At 66.8% G+C, this 19,413-nt stretch carries 24 protein-coding genes; 9 read left to right on the plus strand and 15 right to left on the minus strand.

Going from position 1 to position 19,413, the window contains the following annotated elements:
• The first annotated feature begins 123 nt into the window (after window positions 1–123).
• Window positions 124–345, plus strand: coding sequence for a ribbon-helix-helix protein, CopG family (locus ACIBK2_RS35450; RefSeq protein WP_379280802.1), 222 nt, complete (start codon window positions 124–126; stop codon window positions 343–345).
• Window positions 342–764 carry a PIN domain nuclease gene (locus tag ACIBK2_RS35455; RefSeq protein WP_396973898.1) on the plus strand — a complete coding sequence of 141 codons (423 nt, stop codon included), beginning with the start codon at window positions 342–344 and terminating at the stop codon, window positions 762–764. Before ACIBK2_RS35450 ends, ACIBK2_RS35455 begins: the two co-directional genes overlap by 4 nt.
• Window positions 765–847: 83 nt before the next feature.
• On the opposite strand, the gene ACIBK2_RS35460 is transcribed toward ACIBK2_RS35455, so the two are convergent.
• Both ACIBK2_RS35460 and ACIBK2_RS35465 read right to left on the minus strand, forming a co-directional pair.
• A complete protein-coding gene (locus ACIBK2_RS35460) occupies window positions 848–1,468 on the minus strand; it encodes a hypothetical protein (protein WP_396973899.1) in 621 nt (206 codons plus the stop codon).
• Window positions 1,469–1,514: 46 nt separating this feature from the next.
• The gene (locus ACIBK2_RS35465) at window positions 1,515–2,375 is read right to left on the minus strand and encodes an NAD(P)H-binding protein (RefSeq protein WP_396973901.1); all 861 of its coding nucleotides are present in this window, start codon (window positions 2,373–2,375) and stop codon (window positions 1,515–1,517) included.
• 134 nt (window positions 2,376–2,509) lie between these two features.
• Here ACIBK2_RS35465 and ACIBK2_RS35470 point away from each other — a divergent pair, with 134 nt between their 5' ends.
• A complete protein-coding gene (locus ACIBK2_RS35470) occupies window positions 2,510–3,502 on the plus strand; it encodes an Lrp/AsnC family transcriptional regulator (protein WP_396973903.1) in 993 nt (330 codons plus the stop codon).
• On the opposite strand, the gene ACIBK2_RS35475 is transcribed toward ACIBK2_RS35470, so the two are convergent.
• A complete protein-coding gene (locus ACIBK2_RS35475; RefSeq protein WP_396973905.1) occupies window positions 3,499–3,981 on the minus strand; it encodes a MarR family winged helix-turn-helix transcriptional regulator in 483 nt (160 codons plus the stop codon). The genes ACIBK2_RS35470 and ACIBK2_RS35475 overlap by 4 nt on opposite strands.
• A gap of 74 nt (window positions 3,982–4,055) precedes the next feature.
• Here ACIBK2_RS35475 and ACIBK2_RS35480 point away from each other — a divergent pair, with 74 nt between their 5' ends.
• Window positions 4,056–5,513 (plus strand): MFS transporter, encoded by a 1,458-nt coding sequence (locus ACIBK2_RS35480; RefSeq protein ID WP_396973906.1) that lies wholly within the window; start codon window positions 4,056–4,058, stop codon window positions 5,511–5,513.
• A gap of 60 nt (window positions 5,514–5,573) precedes the next feature.
• Here ACIBK2_RS35480 and ACIBK2_RS35485 read toward each other — a convergent pair whose 3' ends face one another.
• On the minus strand, window positions 5,574–6,221 hold the full coding sequence (locus ACIBK2_RS35485; RefSeq protein WP_396973908.1) for an HD domain-containing protein: 648 nt from the start codon (window positions 6,219–6,221) through the stop codon (window positions 5,574–5,576).
• Between the two features lie 211 nt (window positions 6,222–6,432).
• Window positions 6,433–7,455 (minus strand): helix-turn-helix transcriptional regulator, encoded by a 1,023-nt coding sequence (locus ACIBK2_RS35490; RefSeq protein WP_396973909.1) that lies wholly within the window; start codon window positions 7,453–7,455, stop codon window positions 6,433–6,435.
• Window positions 7,456–7,547: 92 nt separating this feature from the next.
• Between ACIBK2_RS35490 and ACIBK2_RS35495 the strand changes: the two genes are divergently transcribed.
• Window positions 7,548–8,195, plus strand: a complete 648-nt coding sequence (locus ACIBK2_RS35495) for a TIGR03086 family metal-binding protein (RefSeq protein ID WP_396973911.1) — start codon at window positions 7,548–7,550, stop codon at window positions 8,193–8,195.
• Between the two features lie 164 nt (window positions 8,196–8,359).
• On the opposite strand, the gene ACIBK2_RS35500 is transcribed toward ACIBK2_RS35495, so the two are convergent.
• The 6 genes from ACIBK2_RS35500 to ACIBK2_RS35525 all read right to left on the minus strand — a co-directional run bounded on the left by ACIBK2_RS35500 (window position 8,360) and on the right by ACIBK2_RS35525 (window position 12,698).
• A complete protein-coding gene (locus ACIBK2_RS35500) occupies window positions 8,360–9,334 on the minus strand; it encodes a glycine betaine ABC transporter substrate-binding protein (RefSeq protein WP_396973913.1) in 975 nt (324 codons plus the stop codon).
• Window positions 9,331–10,113, minus strand: a complete 783-nt coding sequence (locus ACIBK2_RS35505; RefSeq protein WP_396973915.1) for an ABC transporter permease — start codon at window positions 10,111–10,113, stop codon at window positions 9,331–9,333. The genes ACIBK2_RS35500 and ACIBK2_RS35505 overlap by 4 nt, the downstream gene beginning before the upstream one ends.
• A complete protein-coding gene (locus tag ACIBK2_RS35510; protein ID WP_396973917.1) occupies window positions 10,110–11,309 on the minus strand; it encodes an ABC transporter ATP-binding protein in 1,200 nt (399 codons plus the stop codon). The genes ACIBK2_RS35505 and ACIBK2_RS35510 overlap by 4 nt, the downstream gene beginning before the upstream one ends.
• Complete coding sequence (locus tag ACIBK2_RS35515) at window positions 11,302–11,952, minus strand: ABC transporter permease (protein ID WP_396974141.1); 651 nt, start codon at window positions 11,950–11,952, stop codon at window positions 11,302–11,304. Before ACIBK2_RS35515 ends, ACIBK2_RS35510 begins: the two co-directional genes overlap by 8 nt.
• Window positions 11,953–12,057: 105 nt before the next feature.
• Complete coding sequence (locus ACIBK2_RS35520; protein ID WP_396973919.1) at window positions 12,058–12,450, minus strand: type II toxin-antitoxin system VapC family toxin; 393 nt, start codon at window positions 12,448–12,450, stop codon at window positions 12,058–12,060.
• A complete protein-coding gene (locus ACIBK2_RS35525) occupies window positions 12,447–12,698 on the minus strand; it encodes a type II toxin-antitoxin system VapB family antitoxin (protein WP_396973921.1) in 252 nt (83 codons plus the stop codon). Before ACIBK2_RS35525 ends, ACIBK2_RS35520 begins: the two co-directional genes overlap by 4 nt.
• A 152-nt stretch (window positions 12,699–12,850) precedes the next feature.
• Between ACIBK2_RS35525 and ACIBK2_RS35530 the strand changes: the two genes are divergently transcribed.
• The 3 genes from ACIBK2_RS35530 (at window position 12,851) to ACIBK2_RS35540 (ending at window position 15,796) form a co-directional block, all read left to right on the plus strand.
• Window positions 12,851–13,507, plus strand: a complete 657-nt coding sequence (locus ACIBK2_RS35530; protein ID WP_396973923.1) for a CHAP domain-containing protein — start codon at window positions 12,851–12,853, stop codon at window positions 13,505–13,507.
• Window positions 13,508–13,740: 233 nt separating this feature from the next.
• On the plus strand, window positions 13,741–14,892 hold the full coding sequence (locus tag ACIBK2_RS35535; RefSeq protein ID WP_396973925.1) for a hypothetical protein: 1,152 nt from the start codon (window positions 13,741–13,743) through the stop codon (window positions 14,890–14,892).
• 196 nt (window positions 14,893–15,088) lie between these two features.
• The gene (locus tag ACIBK2_RS35540; protein ID WP_396973927.1) at window positions 15,089–15,796 is read left to right on the plus strand and encodes a DUF1906 domain-containing protein; all 708 of its coding nucleotides are present in this window, start codon (window positions 15,089–15,091) and stop codon (window positions 15,794–15,796) included.
• 7 nt (window positions 15,797–15,803) lie between these two features.
• On the opposite strand, the gene ACIBK2_RS35545 is transcribed toward ACIBK2_RS35540, so the two are convergent.
• Both ACIBK2_RS35545 and ACIBK2_RS35550 read right to left on the minus strand, forming a co-directional pair.
• Complete coding sequence (locus ACIBK2_RS35545; protein WP_396973929.1) at window positions 15,804–16,163, minus strand: hypothetical protein; 360 nt, start codon at window positions 16,161–16,163, stop codon at window positions 15,804–15,806.
• Window positions 16,164–16,361: 198 nt separating this feature from the next.
• Window positions 16,362–17,144, minus strand: coding sequence for a hypothetical protein (locus ACIBK2_RS35550; protein ID WP_396973930.1), 783 nt, complete (start codon window positions 17,142–17,144; stop codon window positions 16,362–16,364).
• A gap of 291 nt (window positions 17,145–17,435) precedes the next feature.
• On the opposite strand from ACIBK2_RS35550, the gene ACIBK2_RS35555 reads away from it, so the two are divergent.
• Window positions 17,436–18,704 (plus strand): mannosyltransferase, encoded by a 1,269-nt coding sequence (locus ACIBK2_RS35555; protein WP_396973931.1) that lies wholly within the window; start codon window positions 17,436–17,438, stop codon window positions 18,702–18,704.
• Window positions 18,705–18,708: 4 nt separating this feature from the next.
• Here ACIBK2_RS35555 and ACIBK2_RS35560 read toward each other — a convergent pair whose 3' ends face one another.
• Together ACIBK2_RS35560 and ACIBK2_RS35565 are read right to left on the minus strand one after the other, a co-directional pair.
• The gene (locus ACIBK2_RS35560; protein WP_396973932.1) at window positions 18,709–19,005 is read right to left on the minus strand and encodes a 4a-hydroxytetrahydrobiopterin dehydratase; all 297 of its coding nucleotides are present in this window, start codon (window positions 19,003–19,005) and stop codon (window positions 18,709–18,711) included.
• Between the two features lie 96 nt (window positions 19,006–19,101).
• Entirely contained in the window at window positions 19,102–19,278 is a 177-nt protein-coding gene (locus tag ACIBK2_RS35565) for a hypothetical protein (protein WP_191093947.1), read from the minus strand.
• Between the last annotated feature and the right edge of the window lie 135 nt (window positions 19,279–19,413).

A 19,413-nucleotide genomic window follows, 5' to 3' on the forward strand; every position in this document is an offset into this window, starting at 1 on the left:
GCCCGGGCGTGGGTTCCCATGGGAGCCGTGTTGGGCAAGAGTCGAGGCGTGGATATGACAGCGCTGAGCCTCTGGTCGAGCTTGTCTCCTGCTGATATCATTGATATCAAGGAGGTGGGTTTGATGACCGACATCTTGATCCGGGATGTGCCCGACTCGACGATCGCCGAGATAGATCGGCGCGCAAAAGATCTGGGCGTATCGCGCAGTGAATTCCTTCGCCGCTGGATCAGCCGAGACTTCCGGTCGGCTGCGGCGCCGGTGACGGCGGCGGACCTCGATCGGCTCGGCCGCCTAGCGCGAGACCTCGACGACCCGGAGGTCATGCGGCAGGCGTGGTCGTGAGTGAGCGGCCCTGGCTCATCGACAAGTCCGCGTTGGTTCGCCTCGGTCGAAGTCCCGATGCGCAGCTGTGGGCCACCCGCATCGAACGTGGCCTCGTGCGAATCTCCACCGTTACTGTGCTGGAGACGGGCTACTCGGCCAGATCGGCCAAGGATCTGACCGAGTTGCTCGACCTCCCACCCCTCTCGAGCATGCCGGTGGAGTACCTGACTCCGGCTGCCGAGAACCGGTCGGTCCAGGTGCTCCGAACCCTCGCCGACCTAGGCCACCACCGCGCACCCTCGATCCCCGATCTGCTGATCGCGGCCATCGCGGAACAGTCGAAACTCGTTGTGCTCCATGTCGACAAGGATTTCGAACTCGTCGCCGAGATCACGGGCCAGCCGGTCGAACGGTTACGCCTCGACCCGCCGGAATAGGCGCTGAGCTGAGCGCCGTCGCGACCCGAACATGTTCAGGCCCGGTGCTCCGTGCAGCGAACGGGACACCGCGAGTAGTGCCCCTATGCCCCGTCAGGCAGGTCGTTGATCGGTTCTATGGCGGCCCCGGCGAAGAGGAGGAAGTCGGTGGAGTCGGCGAAGTCCGCGGAGGTTTCCTCGCCGATGTAGAGGTCGAGGTGGCGTGGGCCGCCGGGGCCCGGGATGAATTCGTCGCCGACGGACCATTCGGCGGCTTGGAATTTGGCGCAGGTGGCGGCGGCTTCGGGGTCGATGATGCCGCAGTCGGTGAGGCGCAGGCGGGTGCCGGGTGCCAGGCCGTCGGCGGCGGCGCTGCGGAAGGGCTGCAGGATTTCGCCTGCGGCGTCGCGGGGCTGTGAGTCGAGCCAGAAGCCGGCGTCGTAGGACCAGTTCAGGTAGGCGCCCGCGTTGCTGCCGCTGGTAATGCGACCGGTGCCCTCGTCACGCACCGCATCGACGAAATCGCTTGGTAGGTCGCCGAGTTGGGCGTCGTCGTCGACACAGTCGAGGTAGATGCAACCGTGTACCGTTTCGCGCGGTCCGTCATGGTAGGACTCGACGGCGGTGTAATACGCCGTAACGGTCCAGTCGGACCACTTGTTCTCGCTCGCGTCGCATCCGGCCGCGAGGACGGACACGGCCAGCAACCCCACACCCAGCCGCACCCTCTGATCGTACGGGGGTTGCCGCCGTGCCGCTGTCCGGGCCGAGTCAGGCTGCGGCGGAGCGGAACTCGGCGGCATGGTCGATCGCCCACTGCCGGAAGGTGCGCGGCGGTGCGCCGGTGAGCCGTTCGACGGTGTCGTGTACGACGGAGGTGAAAGCCGCTAGCGCGGTGGCCCGCAGCGCCATGATCGCGTCCGCCATCTCGGCGGGCACGCCGTGCTCGACAATGGCCTGACGTGCCTGTTCCGGTGCGACTTCGACGAATTCGAGCGATCGGCCGAGCACCTCGCCGAGGACAGCGGTCTGCTCGCCCGGGGACAGCGCCTGCGGTCCGCTCAGGGTGTACACCTGACCGTCGTGCCCGTCGGCGGTGAGCGCGACGGCTGCGACCGCCGCGATATCGCGCGGATCGATGACGGCAATGCGCCCCTGGCCATAGGGCGCGTATACGGCTCCGCGCACACGGATCGTGCCTGCCCAGTGCAGTGCGTTGGACATGAACCCGAGCGGGCGCACGATGGTCCACGGCACGCCGGATGTGCGCACCGATTGTTCGCCCGCGCGGTGCCAGGTGGGGATGGGATCGGTCGCGGTGTCGTCGCCGGTGCGGCCCGACGACAGTTTGACCAGGCGTTCGACGCCCGCGTCGGCGGCCGCCCGGGCAACGATCGCGTCGTGCTCGGGAATCGCGGGGCCGGTGGACAACAGGAACACCCGATCGACGCCGCGCATGGCAGCGGCCATTTGAGAGGGATCGCCGAGGTCGGCTCGGACCACCTCGACGTCGGCGGGCAGCTGTGCGTCCGCCGGCTGTCGGCTGGTTGCGCGAACCCGTTCGCCCGCGGTGCGCAGCTGGTCGATCAACGCGCGGCCGACGGTTCCGGTGGCTCCGGTTACGAGAATCATGGTGTCGCTTCCTCTTTCGATGGTGCGGGCCGAACGCCCGCTGCCTGAACAGAGTGCGACCGGGACCGTCAATCGATCCATCTGTCGCGCGCGGATAGTAGAAAACTTCCACACAGCGTGGTGATATGAAAGGAATGACCACACTGGACGACGTGGACCGCGGTCTGATCCACGCACTGCACATCGATGGCAGGGCGCCGTTCAATCAGATCGGTGCGGTCCTCGGTGTCTCGACGCAGACCATCGCTCGCCGGTACCGTCGGCTGCGCGCCGAGGCGGGCCTGCGCGTCGTCGGATTGCCGGACACGCACGGAATCGGCAAGGCGCAGTGGCTGGTTCGACTCACCACCACGACGGCCGCCGCACAGCACCTCGCCAACTCGCTGGCTCGCAGGTCCGACACCTCGTGGGTCAAACTGATGTCCGGCGGCACCGAGATCCTGCTCATCGTCGATGTCCCACTCGGCGCACAGACCTCGCGATCGCTACTACTGCACGACATTCCGCGCACCTCGAGCGTCACCGGGGTGTCCGCGCACCTGGTGCTGCACACCTACCACGGCGGGCCCGGAGTATGGCGTGGCCATGTCAACGCATTGAATACCGCTCAGCAGCAACAACTTCAGATCGAATCCGACAGTCCGCCGCAACATCGGACCCTGTCCGCTGCCGAGACCGCCCTGCTCGGCGTGCTGAGCCGGGACGGCCGAGCCGGCCTCGCCGAACTCGCCACGGCGACCGGATGGTCACCGGCGACGGTAACCCGGCGGCTGGTCGACCTGCGGGCAACCGGTGCACTCTTCTTCGACGTCGAATTCGACGACGCACACTTCGGCGCGACCACCCAGGCCCTGCTGTGGATGTCGGTCGCCCCGGCCAACCTCGACGCGGTCGCCACCACACTGGCGGGGCACGACGAACTCGCCTTCGTGGTCGCGACCACCGGCTCGGCCAACCTCGTCGCCCAGGCGATGTGCCAGGACCCCGCCGCCCTGCACCGATACCTCACCGGCCGCCTCGGCGAGCTCGACGCGATCCGGACGCTGGAGACCGCCCCGGTCCTCGCGACGATAAAGGCGGGTGGGCGGACGCTCTCCGAGCTGACATCCGCCAAGGGCGTCCGCTAGCGCACCTCAGGCGGCCGCGGCCACGAATTGTCTTCGATGGACTCGACCGACTGATTGAACCGCGCGATCAACCTGCTCAACTGATCGACATCGGCATCGGCCCAGTCGGCGACCACCGCGCCGATGCCGTCCCGGCTCTGCAGGCGATCGGCGGCCAGCACATCCAACCCCTTGACGGTGGCCTGGATCTTGCGCGCGATGCCGCCGTCGGGGTCGGGGACGCGGTCGACGAGCCCCTGCTTGAGCATCGCGCCGACCTGACGGTTGATCGTGGAGATGTCGAGCTGGAACGTCTCGGACAGCTCGCGCAGGCTCAGCGCGCTGTCGTACTCCAGCCTGGTCAGGATGAGGAAGGCCGAGCGGTCGAGCTGGAAACCGGGGCGACGCAGCAGGGACGCGGGAAAGTGCCTGGCGAGCAGGGTCAGCTCGTAGACCAGGCGGGTGAGCGCTGCGTTGTCGGCGGGACCGAATTCGGACATGGGCCTCACTATGTCGGGTGCGTCACGTTATATCCAATTGTGCACGATACACAAGGTGTGTAGCGTGCACATTTGTGACTGTTGCTGCCGACGCGTCTTCGACCGTCTCTGATACCGACGACCGAAGGCGTCCATCGCCGGCCGTCCTCATCGCCACCCTCGGTATGGTCGGCGTCGTCGTCTCGCTGATGCAGACGCTGGTCATCCCGATCATTCCGACGCTGCCCGACCTGCTGAGCACCTCGGCGTCCAACGCCTCCTGGGTGGTGACCGCCACCCTGCTCGCCGGTGCGGTGTTCACCCCGATCAGCGGCCGGCTCGGCGACATGTTCGGCAAGCGCCGGGTGCTGTTCGTCAACCTGCTCTCGCTGGTCGCCGGTTCGGTCGTCTGCGCGACCTTCACCTCGCTGATTCCCGAGATCGTCGGACGCTCGCTGCAGGGTGCCGCGGTCGGCGCGATTCCGTTGGGCATCAGCATCATGCGCGACGAACTGCCCGCCGAAAAGGTGGGCTCGGCGATGGCGATCATGAGCGCGACGCTCGGTGTCGGCGGCGCTCTGGGCCTGCCGCTCGCTGCGGCCATCGCGCAGAACGCGGACTGGCACATGCTGTTCTGGACCGCGGCCGGCCTCGGCCTCATCTGTGCCGCGCTGGTTTTCGTCTTCGTGCCGGAGTCGCCGGTGCGCACCCCCGCCCGGTTCGATTTCGGTGGCGCGGTTGGTCTTTCGATCGCGCTGTTGGCGCTGCTCATTCCGATCACCAAGGGTGCGGACTGGGGTTGGGGCAGCCCGACGACGCTGATCCTGTTCGCGGTGTCGCTGGTGGTGTTCCTCGGCTGGGGCGCCTACGAGCTGCGTCAGCGTTCGCCGCTGGTCGACCTGCGGGTCTCGGCGCGACCGCGGGTGCTGTTCACCAATGTCGCCTCCGTCGCGGTCGGTTTCGCGCTCTACGGCATGTCGCTCACCTTCCCGCAGCTGCTGATGGCGCCGGAGCAGACCGGCTACGGCTTCGGCCTGACCATGGTCAACGCCGGATTGGCGCTGGCGCCAACCGGATTCGTGATGATCCTGCTCTCGCCGGTGTCGGCGAAGCTGTCCGCCGCGCGCGGCCCGAAGATCACGCTGGCGCTCGGCTCCGCGGTGATCGCGGCCGGTTACCTGTGCGCCGTGGTGCTGATGAACAGCGTCTGGGAAATCATGGTGGCGTCGATGATCGTCGCCGCCGGTGTCGGCCTGGCCTACGCCGCGATGCCCGCGCTGATCATGGGCGCGGTGCCGATCACCGAGACGGCCGCCGCGAACGGGCTGAACTCGCTGATGCGCTCCGTCGGTACGTCGACCTCGTCGGCCGTGATGAGCGTGGTGCTCGCGCACATGACCATGCAGCTCGGCGTGCACGTGTTCCCGTCGCGCGACGGATTCCACACCACGTTCCTGATCGCCACGGCGGCCGCCGTTGTCGCGATCGTGCTGACCGCGCTGATCCCGATGCGCAAGGCGCCCGACGCGGCGGCGACGGTAGGACACGCCTGATCGCTGAACAACATTGGAGCCGACCTGAATTCGTTCAGGTCGGCTCCGCTGTTCCCAAGGTCAGTTGCCCCAGCGGCCGTGGTCGGCCGCGTGCTCGAGCAGCGTCCGCTGCCCGGCCGCGCGCTCGCGCAGCAGCGTGAAGGCGGGGGAGAACGGCGGCGCTTTGTCCGGCCGGGCCGTCGCCTGTTCGACGATGATGTCTGTCAGGGACGTGGCCATGGCGTGTCGTGGATACCGCGCGTGGATTGCCGCGCCGACTTCGTCGCTGATGAACTCCGTGTCATTGCCGAAGTCGAGTGCGATCCCGTTCCTGGTGAGCAGGCACAGCGTGCCGCGGCGATCGGCGATGTGCTGCGATGTGTGCAGTGCGATCGCCTCCCAGACCGAGTCGACGGCGGCAACCCCGAGACCCTGCTCGGTCAGGAGCTCCGCCGCCTTGTCCGCCCCGTCTACCTCGAACCGCTGGTTCCCGTTGGCCGCGTCGCTGAGGCCGATGTCGTGCAGCACGCAGGCGGCGAACAGGAGATCGGTGTCGTAGTCGGCGTCGGGTTTTGCCGTGGTGTGCTCGGCGAAGAGTCTGGCGAACAGGAAGCTGCGGATGCTGTGATTGGCCACCGCCGGTGACTCCACTCGCAGTGTCAGCGCGAGAACGTGCTGCGCAAGGGGCGTCTGTGGCAGCACGAGTGCCGCCGTTGTCTCGCTGGTCATGCCCGACCTCTCTCACATCGGATCTCGAGAGCCGATGCACGCAAACTGGACCGAAGTGCCTGTGAGCGTAGAAGAGTCCGCGTCGAGCGGCGACGTGAGAAGTCGTACACGCGTGGCCGGGAACTTCGACGGGCGCGCAACCGACGCCACGGGCGCAGCTTATGCCGGTCGTTGTTCGGCGAGGGGGAACTGGTGTCGCGTTATCCCAGCATCAGTTCCCCGTGATCAATCGTCCAGATTTCGGCGAAGGTGTTGCGGCGCTGGTGTTGTCGGGTGTGACGGCTTCGGTGTAGCGGCGGGCGAGGGTGCGGATGTGGGCGACCAACTCCGGCGGGCCGTCGACGCGGAAGTCCATCATCAGCATGCTCAGGTAGATGGCGACGGTTTCGAGTGCGTCGGCGCCGGTCAGCAGGACGCAGGTGTCCGCGTCGACGGCCTCGACGACGCCGACGGCGGGATTGATTCGGGCGATGACGGTTTCGGCGGGGGCGAGGACGGTGACGCGGGCGTGCACCTGCCAGCCGGTGCTGGCGATGTGGCGCATGACGAAGGCGACCAGGTCGTCGTCGGGGAGTGCGCGGGCGGCGAAGCGGCGAGTGCCGGTGCTCGCCTGCTGGACCTTGGCGACGGGAATCGCACTCCAGGAATGGGTTTCGAGGTGGTAGGCGACCAGGTACCACCGGCGCTGCCAATTGATGAGTCGGTAGGGTTCGACTTCTTCACGGTCCAGGTCCGGCTGATCGATCAGCACGGTGGCGCCGTCGCGGATGGCGCCCGCGAGCGTGGTCAGGATCGCGGCGGGGACCGGGGCGTCGGGTTCGCGCGATCCGGTGGTGGCTGGTCCGATGGCGGTGGCTTCGCGTAGCGCGGTTACCTTGCGCTGCAGGCGTTTCGGCAGGATCTGGTCGAGTTTGGCGAGGGCGCGGGTGACGTTGTCGGTGATGTCCGCGATGCCGGTGGCGCCGTCCTCGGCCAGGCCGACGGCCACCGCGACGGCCACGGCCTCGTCGTCGTCCAGGAGCAGCGGCGGCATCGTCGTGCCGCGGCCGAGGCGGTAGCCGCCGATCGCGCCGCGTTGCGCCTGCACGGGGTAGCCGAGTTCGCGCAGGCGTTGGATGTCGTTGCGCAGGGTGCGGTCGGTGATCGACAGTCGCTCGGCCAGCTCCCGGCCGGTGTGCGCGCGGTCCTGCAGCAGGGCCAGCAAACGCAGTACTCGCACTGTGGTCGGCGTCACATTTCACCTCTGGAAAATTAGGAACGAAATCAGCCTAATGGACTCATAGGCTGATGTCAGAAGCAAGGAACACCATCTCGAAAGGTCCTGACATGAACGTCGCTACCACCTCCATCGCCACCCTGAGCCCCGTCTGGCGGGACGTCCTCGACGAGTCCTACCGCGCCCTGGCAAACGTCGTCGCCGGTGTCCGCGACGATCAGTGGGAGCTGCCGACGCCGTGCTCGGAATGGACTGTGACGCAGGTGGTTCAGCACGCGGCGGGCGATCAGCTCGCCTACGCCGCGGCGCTCGGCATCGGGGCCGGGCCGTCTTACAACCCCTTTGAGCCGTCCGGCAGCGTGGACGGGTCGAAGGCGGCGCTGGTCGACGAGGCGATCGAGCAGACCGCGGCCGCCTGGGCGACCGTCGCCGACGGCACCGAGACTGTTCCGACGCCACTGCCGCACGGTGCCCTCCCGACCCCGGTGGCCGCGGTGATGTGCGCACTGGATGCCGCCGTGCACGCTTGGGACATCGCGATCGGCACCGGCCAGGCGTCGCCGTTGACCGAAGAACTGGCTGGATACCTGCTCACCGCCGCGCGTACCGCGCAGCCTGCACCGGGCAGTGGTGAGGAGGCGGAAATCGTTGAGCCGCTGCGTCAGTGGGGTGCCTACGCGGCGATCGTCGACGGGAAGTCCGATGACAGCGCGGTCGCCGAACTCCTGCACTACCTCGGTCGAGTCCCGCGCGATTGATGCCGGGCGAGGTGCGTGGCCGGTGTCGCGCACCTCGGAAACCCTTTACCCCCCGTCGATCTCAGGGCACACCCCTTGATCTCCGTGCGATTCGATGCGCGGGAAATCGAGGGGTGTGCGTCTGTGTGATCGACCGCGGAACTGTTGGACCGCAATCGAAACTGTCAGCGGGCAGTGACGAACCCCTGGGCGACCATCCAGTCGCGGGCGACGTCGGCGGGCTCTTTGCCTTCGAGGTCGACCAAACGATTCAGCTCGGTGACGGCCTCGTTGGTGAGTCGCTGCGAGATCGGCGCCAGGATGGTGGCGACCTGCGGATGCGCGTCGGCGAACGACTTGCGCATCACCACTGCCGCATTGTATTTCGGGAAGAAGCGCTGATCATCTTGCAGCAGCACCAGATTCAACGCCGGGATGCGGCCGTCGGTGGTGGCGACCGAGCCGAACTTGCACTGCTTGGCGTCGGCGGTGGCCTGATAGACCACGGCATCCTGGACGATCTGCTTGTGCACCTTGCCGACGTCGATGTTGTATTTGCGGGCCATGCCGGGGTAACCGTCTTGGCGCACATTGAATTCGGTGCCGACGCAGGTGGCCGCGGCGTCCGGGTCCTTCTCGATCAGCGCGGCGTAGTCCGACAGCGTCCGCACGCCGGTCGCCTGCGCGGTGGCGGGGCTCATCACCAGCGCGTAGGTGTTGTTCATCGGCGCCATGTCCGCCCACACCATCCCGTGCGCGGCGAGGTCGGCGTCGCGGACGGCGTTGAACTGCTCTACCTCGTCCGGGACGGGGGTCTCTTTGCCGAGGTAGTTGACCCAGCCGGTACCGGTGTAGTCGTAGGCGACGTCGATCTGACCATGCAGTTGGGCGTCGCGAAGGCTGTTGGATCCCTGGATGTTCGTCAGGTCCCGCACCTCCGCGCCTGCTGCTGACATGGCGAATTCGATGATGTAGCCGAGGATGTTCTGCTCGGTGAAGTCCTTGGACCCCACGATGATTCGGACGCCGTCGAGTTCGGGAACCGGGCCGATGCTGCCCGGACCCACCCGAAGCGGTACCGCGCCACCGGATTCCAAGCCGCAGGCCGCCAGCAGCATTACCCCGGCCGCCAGTGCCACACCGCGCCACCGCCGGTTCATTTCAGCCCCCTCGGCCCGAGGAACTGCTCGGCGAGTGCGCCGAGCCAGTCGACCAGCAGGGCGAGTGCGACCGCGAGCACGGCGCCGACAACGAGGGTGACGTTGTCGCGCAGCTTGTAGCCGGTGTCGATCAGGATGCCGAGACCGCCCGCGCTCACCAGGAAAGACAGCGTCGCGGTGCCGACCGCCAGCACCAGCGAGGTACGCAGGCCGGCCAGGATGTAGGGCACGGCAAGGGGAAACTCGATGCGGCGCAACACCGTTAGCGCCGACATGCCCTGCCCGCGTCCGGCATCGGTGAGCGTCTGATCAACCTGCTGGTAGCCGAGGATCGTGTTGCGCAGCACCGGAAGCAGCGAATAGAACGCGATCGGCGCGACACCGATCCAGAAGCCGGTGGTGCGGGTGGCGAGGTAGAACAGCACGATCAGGCCGATGGCCGGTGCGGCCGCGCCGATATTGGCGATACCGACGAAAAGCGGTGCCAGACGGCGATATCCGGGCCGGGTGAGCACCGTGCCGAGCGGCACCGCGATGACGATGACGATCAGTACGACGGTCGCCGAGATCAGGATGTGCTGCCAGGTGACGGTCACGATGTTGTGCGTGTTGAGGCTGGCCTGCTGGGTGGTGGTCAGGTCCCTGGCGAACGCCCACACCAGCACGCCCGCGGTGAGCAGCAGCACGACCACCGGCTGGACGAACAGCCGGATCCGCTCGGCCCGCCGCTGGGCGGCGAGCGAGGAGGTCGCGGGCGGTGTGCCGATGGCCGCCGTCACGGCGCGTCACCCGCCGCGGGATGGCCGGATCCGTGTTCGGCGCGCATCGCCGATAGGTGCGCAACCAGCGTGTCGATGGTGATCAGCCCGACGTATTCGCCGCGCTTGCCGGTGACGACCGCGTTCGCCGTCTGGTCGGCCAGCAACGCCTCCAGCGCGTCCTGCAGCGTCGACCGCAGCGACAGCGGCTCGCCGATCGGTGTTCCGATGCCGCGCAATGATTTCGCGTGCGCGAGGTGGTCGGCCGAGACCCAGCGCAACCGCCGCCGCTGCTTGTCGAGCACCAGCGCCCACGGCCAGTCCTGCCCGGCCAGCGCGCTCCGCAGCGTGTCGACCGGCTCGTCCTCGACGGCGGTCGGGCATTGGCGCATTTCGACATCGCTCACCCGGGTGAGCGTGAGCTGCTTGAGCGAGGCGTCCGCGCCGACGAAGCCGGCGACGGTCTCGTCCGCGGGATCGGCGAGGATGGCCGCCGGGGTGTCGTACTGCAGGATGCGGGACTGGTTGCCCAGCACGGCGATTCGGTCGCCGAGCTTGACCGCCTCGGTGAAGTCGTGCGTGACGAAGACGATGGTTTTGCCCAATTCGCCTTGTAGTCGCAGCAATTCGTCCTGCAGCAGGCCGCGGGTGATCGGGTCGACCGCGCCGAACGGCTCGTCCATCAGCAGCACCGGCGGGTCGGCGGCGAGCGCGCGGGCGACCCCGACGCGCTGTTGCTGGCCACCGGACAGCTGGCGTGGGTAGCGGTCGCGATAGGTGTCGGGGTCCAGGCCGACCAGGTCCAGCATCTCGTCGGTGCGGGCGGCGACTTTCTTACGGTCCCAGCCGATCAGGCCGGGCACCGTCGCGACGTTCTTGGCGACCGTCATGTGCGGGAACAGGCCGGCCTGCTGGATCGAGTAGCCGATCCCGCGCCGCAATTGGTCGGGATTCATCGACGCGGCGTCGCGCCCGCCGATGGTGATGGTGCCCGAGGTCGGCTCGATCAGCCGGTTGATCATCCGCATGGTGGTGGTCTTGCCGCAGCCGGAAGGCCCGACGAGTACCACGATTTCGCCGGCGGGGATGGTCATCGACACCTCGTCGACAGCCGGATCGCGCTGGCCCGGATAGCGTTTGGTGACCGCGTCGAGCACGATCTCCTCGCCGGACACCGCCGATTCGATGCCGCCGGAACGGGTTTCGGTGTCAGTCACGGATTCCCCTCGAGGTGGTGAAGCGTCCGACGAGGACGTAGATCCCGTCCAGTACGAGCGCTAGTACGACGATCAGCACCGTGCCGACCAGGGCCTGCGGCACCGCGTTCGGGCTGCCGAGCCGGGCCAGCCCGGAGAAGATGAGGTTGCCGAGCCCGGGTCCCTTGGCGTACGCGGCGATGGCGAGAATGCCCATGATCAGCTGCGTACTGACGCGGATGCCGGCCAGGATGGCGGGCCAGGCGAGCGGGAGTTCGATGGCGGTGAGTACCCGCAGCCGATTCATGCCGACACCGCGGGCCGCGTCGGTCACCGCGGGATCCACCGAGGACAGCCCGATGATCGTGTTACGCAGGATCGGCAGCAGCGCATACAGCACCAGCGCGGTGATCGTCGGTGCGACGCCGAGGCCGAGGATCGGAATCAGCAGGCCGAGCAGCGCGAACGACGGCACCGTGAGAATGGCACTGGCGACGGCCGTCGAGATCGACGAGCCGAGCGGGCTGCGGTGCACCAGTATGCCGATCAGCACCGCGACGATCGTCGCGATCAGCACCGATTGCAACACCGCCGACACGTGCAGATAAGAGTCGATGAGCAGCTGATGTCGCCGGTGCACTACGAAAGTCCACAGCGTGTCCAGGGTCGTACCTCCCCGTCGCCCGGTGTCCTGGGAGGGTAGCGCGGATTCGCTTCGCCCGGACGGTATTCCGGGCGGCGCGCCGCCGCCCGGAATCGAGCTCCGAGGTCAGACCGCGGATCTGATATCGGTGTGTACGAAGTCGTTGCCCTTGTAGAGCAGCGGCTTTTTCCTAACGGTGGCGAGTGCGTAGGCGAAGCAGTCGCCGAGATTGAGCTTGGCCTGGTGCCCGCTGCCCTTGCCGAAATCGCGATACGCGGCTCGGGCGATGGCAGCCTGCTCGAGCGAAACCGGAACGAGCTCGATCTGCGCGCTTTCCATCAATTGGTCTGTGCGCCGGGCGAGTACCGGGTTCGGATGCCGGTCGACTTTGATCGACACCTCGAAATGGTTGACGACCGACATCGCGATGCTGTGGGTCGATCCCAAAATCTCGGTGAACGAGTCGGATTCGGGTTCCTCGTTGAGGATGGCGAGCAGGGCAGACGCGTCGACGATCATGCGGGCAGCCCCTCGTCATCGTAGAGATCGTCAGTGGTCAACGGTGGTTGCCCGGACTCCCTCATGATCGTGTGAATATCGGCCACGATCAGCCGGAGATCTTCGAGCCGAGTGTGCTGCTCGGCGTCCAGTTCTTTCAACATGCGTTTCAGTGCCTCCTCGACAACGCTGGTTTGGGACATCCCCGTCCGCTCCGCTGCCTCACGCACTAAGGCGTGCACCTTCTCATTTTTTATATTCAAGCCCATGGTTTCTACCCTCCTGGACCGGGATGGTGGAACTCTACCTCGAGAATATCTGGGGGCGGAAGTAGTTTTTCGAGGGGAACCGTTCGGGCGGTTCGTTCGTCCAATTCAGCAAGGACCAACACGGTCGCGATCACGAACAAATCGGGGGAGAGATGTCGGAGCCGCAGGTCAGAACGTCGCATCAGGCGCGGCACCGCACGGACGGCGCTCGGCACGGCCGGTCGGGCAGGCGCGTGGGCCCGTGGCTCGCGGTGGGACTGGTGGTGCTCGCGCTCGCGGCCGCCGGGGTGGTGGGAGTTCGCTGGTGGCAAGACCATTCGAGCCCGGCGGCGATCGTCGGGCAGCGCAGCACCGACTTTCCCGCGGTCGACAGTTCGACGCTCGACCCGACGCAGGCCAAGGTGGTGGCGGTGACGGCACGGGAATTCCGCAATCCGGGTTCAGGCGCCAAATACGCCGAGGGAGCGAGCGAACCGTGGTGCGCGGACTTCGTGAGTTGGGTGCTGCGCGAATCGGGTGCGCCGCTGGCGAACCCGAATTCGGGCTCGTGGCGGATCCCCGGCGTGTACACGCTGCAGGAGTACTACGCGGGCGCTGGCCGCTTCGCCCCCGTCGGCAGCTACCAGCCGCGCACCGGTGACGTGCTGATGTACGACAACACCAGCCCGTTCGGCCAGCACACGAACATCGTGCTGAAGTCCGGCGCGGGCGTGGTGACGACCATCGGCGGCAACGAGTTCGGCGAGGTGAGCATTCACACGTTCGCGCTGGCCGAGGTGCCGGGAATCGTCGGATTCGGCCGACTGTGAGATGTATTGACGGCTAACGGTGGTGGTTGGTGGGTGCGCACGTCCGTTGGGTGCGCGCGTTAGCCCTACGATGGTTAGTGACGGCGCCCGGCAGCGCCGTCGCCGATCCCCGCCCTGCCTCCCCCTCATCGGCAGGACGGGGATCTCGGGTTCAGACTCGAGCAAGTTCCGGGCAATGTTGGTCGCGTACCGTGTCGGGTGTCCATCGAGCGGTGAGGGTTCCGGAACATCTGATGCAGTCGACCGACGCACCGAATAGCGATCCCGCCTGGATCGACTACGCCGATTTCGGGGAGCGATTCGTCACGCACGCGGTGACGAAGGACCGGATCGAGGCCGCGGTGTCCGGGATGGCCGGACGTGGCATGACGATCGGCCCGTTCTCGCTCGGCCCGGCCGGCCTCGCGGGCTTTGTCGCGGAGGGCAAGGTCGGCACGCCCAAGGTGCTGCACAGCGGACCGCACGTGACGTTCGAGGTCACCGTTCCGGTGTCGTTGGCGCTGAAGGTGATGCTCGGCGGCAAGAAATTGCGGCTGGAGGCTCGCGTCGAAATCGACCTGACCCTGCACGCGCGCACCGCAGACCCGTTGCTGATCGTCATCGATATCCCGCCGATCACCCAGCGTGACGTCAGCTTCGTGCTGCGTGCCCAGGCGATGGACGCGGCGGGGGAGATGTTGCTCGACCCGATCGCCGGTCTGGTGCAACGCGAGGTCGCGTCCAGGGTGAACGCCATGCTCGCCGATCCGCAGGCCCGTCGCAGCCGCGTCTTCGATGTCGAGGCCATCGTGAACGGCACCAAGTCCATGCATCGGGAGCAGGCGGAGTTCGACTGGATCGGCTACGACGAATTCGGGCACCGGTTCTTCTCGCGGATCGTGACGCGCGAGCGCGTTTTCGATGTGGTCGAGCGGATGGCCGGACGGCCGATCGAGATCGGCCCGCTGAAGACCGGGCCGGGTAAATCGGCGACCGTCACCGTGCGGGGCAGCGTCCGGGTACCGCAACTGGACGACAAGACCGACACGCCACGATCTTTCGACCTGACGCTGCCGGTCAGCCTCGACATCACCGTGGACGTGCTGAAGGCCAACCGCTACCGCGCCGACGTCGAGGTCCCGCTGGTGTTGACCGCGCGCGCCGCCGACCCGTTGCTCGTGGTCATCGATGTTCCCCCGCCCGACCCGGACGACATCCGGCTGGAATTCAAGGCGCACGGCGTGCGTGCGGCGACGCTCGGCGCGCTCGCAGGCATCAAAAAGCAGGTAATCGCCCAGGTCGCGGGTGTCGTGAGCAAGGAACTCGCCGACAGTTCCGGTCGGACCATCGACGTGGCCGCCCGCATCGGTTCGTCCACCTCTCCGGGTACTTCCGACAAGGCCTAGTCAGGGTCCGCAGTCGCATTGGCACGTCAACGCGTGTGACCAATGTGAAAGGGTGTGTCCCGTGGGTCTAGCGGTTCCCATGTGAATATGGTGAAATGAGTACACGTTCGAGGCTCCCGGCGCGCGCTGAATGTATGGGGAAGGTGCGCCGGGCACGCTGCCATCCATAGTCGGGGTTGCGCGAAGGAGTCCTACGATGCGTTCCAATTCTGTGTCCCGGCGTGAGCTATTCGGCTATGCCGCCGCCGCAGCCGCGATCGGCCTGACAGTGTCCGCGAAACCCGCCGCCGCCGACGCCTTCGGCACCTTGATCGATTACGCGGGCGGCGTGCCCTCGGCCGAGTCGATCAGGGACGCCGGGCATCTCGGCGTGATCCGGTACGTCTCCGACCGGCGGCCCGGCGCGGAATGGATGGCGGGCAAGCCGCTGCACGCCAACGAGGTCGACCAGCTACACGAGGCGAACCTGCAGATCGTGTCCTGCTACCAGTTCGGCAAGGGACCGACCGCGGACTGGCGTGGCGGACTGGAAGCGGGCAAGAAACACGCGCAACGCGGACTCGACCTCCACCTGGCCGCAGGCGGTCCCGACAACGTGCCGATCTATGCCGCCATCGATGACAATCCGACCGCGGTCGAGTTCGCCAGCATGATCGCGCCCTACCTGCTCGGCTGGCAGTCGGTGCTCGGCAAGGAGAACACCGGCATGTACGCGAATGCCCCCACCATCGGGTTGGCCAGCGCCGCAGGCCTGGGTTCCTGGTACTGGCAACACAATTGGGGTTCCAACGGCGTCATCCACCCGGCCGCGCACCTGCACCAGTTCGAGATCGACAAGCGTTCGCTCGACGGCATCGGCATTGATCTCAATCACGCGCTTGCCGCCCAGTACGGGCAGTGGTGAACCGAATCTAGGTCTGCGAGTGGCTCAGCGGCGCTTCGCGCAGGTCGGGCTCTTCGTCCGGCACCACCCGTAAGGTCGGGCGGCTGTCGGGTGCTTCGTGATCCCCGAGCCAGGAGAACAGCGACCAACGGGACAGCCCGGAGAACGCCGAGCCAAGGCTGGTGAACGAGAACGACGAGATGGCCGACCCGAACGAGCCGACCGAGCCGATCGACAACACCGAGCCGACGCTGCCGATCGAGAGGATCGAGTAGGCCGACCCGATGGACAGGATCGAGCCCTCGGATCGGAAGGACAGTATCGATCGGTGCGAGTGCCTGCTCCGGATGGAGCGGCCGGGCCGTATCGAATGTTCGATCGTCGCCATGGTTACGGGTCTACCACAGTTAGTGCCGCATCATGCTTCATTCCATGGCTGCGCCCATGTCGATGATTCCGCAGCAACAGATTTCAGAAGCACATGGGTAACTCGCCGGGTACTGGCTAACCTGCCGACAACCTCACCGTCGGCCGCCAACGCTAGTACCCACCGCCTCAGTCTGGCCTTAATACTCGGAGAGGCGGGCTAGACGGTGAAGAATCCAAGCGTCGGCAGGAACGAGCAGGTGCGCGGGTCGGCGTCGTCGGCCTTGGTGGTCAGCGAGCCGGAGATGACCGCGACGACCCGGCCGGAACCGGTGTCGGCGATCGCGGACAGGGTGGCCGGGCCACCCGGGTTGATCTTGGCCTCGTCGGTCAGCGGCAGCAGGCCGCCCTGACGGGTGTCCAGGTTCATCCACTGCACCGTCATCGGCGGATTCTGTACCTCGGTCGGCGCTTTGGTGCCGAGCGCGGTGAACACGAACCCGGCCTGTCCGGCCTTCGGTCCGGGCGGCGGCAGCTGGGCCGGGCCCGCGACCGCGAGCGCGGTGCCGATCGAGTCGGCGGTCGGGCCGATGCAGCCCTTGCCGATGGTCGGGTAGAGGAACTGCGCGATGACCGGGCCCTCCTGCGGCAGCTCGGGGCCACCGCCACCGCTGCCGTCCAGGAAGGTGATGATCCGCTCCAGCGTGGACTTGATCTGCGGCGGCAGGTTCAGCGTCGCAAGCAGTTTGCGGGCCTGGTCGAGGATGGCCGACTGCGGGCCTGCCGCGATATCGGCGGGGCCGGCGATCGAGCCGACGATGGCGGGGGCCAGGGCGGCCAGGGCGTCGATCGGGACACCCTCCGGAACCATCGGCACGGTGTTCGGGGTCGCCGCAGGCGCGGGCGCGGGCGCCGCGACTGCTGTCGTCGGCGCGGCAAGCGTGGCAGTCGCCGCGATGGCGAGTGCCGACAATGCAATCCGCGATCCTCGGGTGCGAAGCACTGGTCTAGCCGTCCTTACCTCGGGTACATCTGGGCCGATGCTGAAAAGCCATCGTTTCGGGGGTCACTCTAGGGATATCGCGGCTATGTGTACAGCTGCGTCGCCCTACAGGTCGTGCGGACGATCAGTGTTATCAGACGGTATCGCGTAACGGGTGTTGCTGGTGTGAAAGGTGATGCAAATGTTATCAGTGATTCAGCTGGGGATACGAGGGCGCGACGACCGGGATCGGCGCTGCGGTTAATGTAGTCGGAGCCGTCCGTTCTTGTCGCCGAACACTCGCATCGCCGGGTGTCGGGCCGACGCACCGCACCCGAGTCGAAAGCCTGCGATTTGAACCGCCAACTCCGATGGGCTGTCTCGGCACTCGGTCTGTCCATTCTGGCCAGGCTGCTCTGGATGTTCTTGAACAAGAACGGGATCAACGTCGTCGACCTCCACGTGTACGTGGACGGATCGGCGTCGCTGCTCACCGACAAGCTCTACGACTTCACCTACGCGGAGAAGACGCCGGACTTCCCGTTGCCGTTCACCTATCCACCCTTCGCCGCGCTGGTTTTCTTCCCGCTGCACTATCTGCCGTTCACGGCCGTCGCCGTCGGCTGGTTGCTGGCCACCGTCGCCGCGCTCTATGTGGTGGTGCGCATCGCCCTGGAGTTGATCCTCGGCGAGGAGCGGGTGCGGGAGCCGGGTTGGCAGGCCGCGGCCGTCGGCTGGACCGCGCTGGGCATGTGGATGGAGCCGGTGCGGACCACGATCGACTACGGCCAGGTCAATGTCTTCCTGGTGCTCGGCGCGATGGTCGCGGTGCGCAGCTCGCGCTGGTGGCTGTCCGGCGGGCTGATCGGCGTCATCGCCGGGATCAAGCTGACCCCGGCGATCAGCGGCCTGTACTTCGTCGCCCAGCGGCGCTGGCTGGTGGCGGTGTGGTCGGCGGTGGTGTTCGGCGCGACGGTCGGGATCAGCTTCCTGATCGCCCCGCACGAGGCGCGGCGGTACTTCGGCACCCTGCTCGGCGACGCCGACCGGATCGGTCCGGTCGGCTCGGTGTGGAACCAGTCGCTGCGCGGTGCGCTGAGCCGAATCCTCGGCTACGACGTGCAATCCGGGCCGTGGTGGCTGGCCGGGGTGCTGGTGGTGGCGGTGCTGGCCTTCTTCGCCTGGCGCGCGCTCGAGCCGGACGACCGGATGGGCACGCTGATCATGGTGCAGCTGTTCGGGCTGCTCGTCTCGCCCATCTCTTGGTCGCACCACTGGGTCTGGCTGCTACCGACGGTGCTGTGGTTGCTCTACGGGCCGCTGCGGCGGGCGCCGGGGGCCAAGATCATCGCGGGCTATTGGCTGGTGAATACGTTGATCGGCATCCCGTGGGTGCTGTCGTTCGCCCAGGATTCGATCTGGACCATTCCGCGACCGGCGGTGCTGGCCTGGCTCGGCACGGTGGACGTGATCGGCTCGCTGGTGTTCTTCGTCTGGGTGATCAAATTCGGTCGGCGCCGGAAATCGGACCCGACGCAGACGGCACGCGTGGCCACCGAGGGCCAGGCGCGCACCGCCTAGTCGGTCAGCCGAGCTGAGCCGCCAGCTGGTCGATCTTGCGGGCCAGCTCGATGTCGAGCGCGGTGAGACCGCCGGAATCGTGGGTGGACAGCGCGAAGCTGACCTTGCGCCAGCGGATATCGATATCGGGATGATGATTCGCGGCCTCGGCCGCCTCGGCCACCTGCCGGACGAGCTCGATGCCCGCGAGGAAGGTGGGCGCTTGGACGGTGCGGGACAGCACATCGCCGTCCCTGGTCCAGTCCGGCAGGTCGGTCAGTGACTCGGTGAGTTCGGTTTCGGTCAGCAACGGGGCACTCATAACCCCGGTTCTACTCCTCCGCGGAGAGTGATGTCCGTCATTGCCGGATCAGTCGGGCGCAGCGCGGTTCGCGGGCTGCCCGACGGGTCGAAAAGGTCAGGCGGCACGCGCCTGCTTGAGCGCTTTTTTCAGGTCCTTGCCGCAGATGCCTGCGGCTTCACACTTCTTCATACGCATAATGACCACAGGGCATTTCACGCAGCGCGTCTTTTTGCGACAGCACTTCTTCTTCGGTTTCAGACGCGAAACCTGCTTAGCCTTGACCTTGCCCATGTCGGTTAGCATACCCTTAGTTGCGTGCCTGGCGCGTAGGGGTGACCCGAACACAGGTAGGGTGTATATGGCCGCAATGCCCGGTGAGTTTCGATTCTCCACCTGTTTGCAGGGGTCGGCCGGTACCTACACCTA

It is taken from the genome of Nocardia sp. NPDC050175 (genome assembly GCF_044459885.1).
In the GTDB taxonomy this organism is placed as follows: domain Bacteria; phylum Actinomycetota; class Actinomycetes; order Mycobacteriales; family Mycobacteriaceae; genus Nocardia.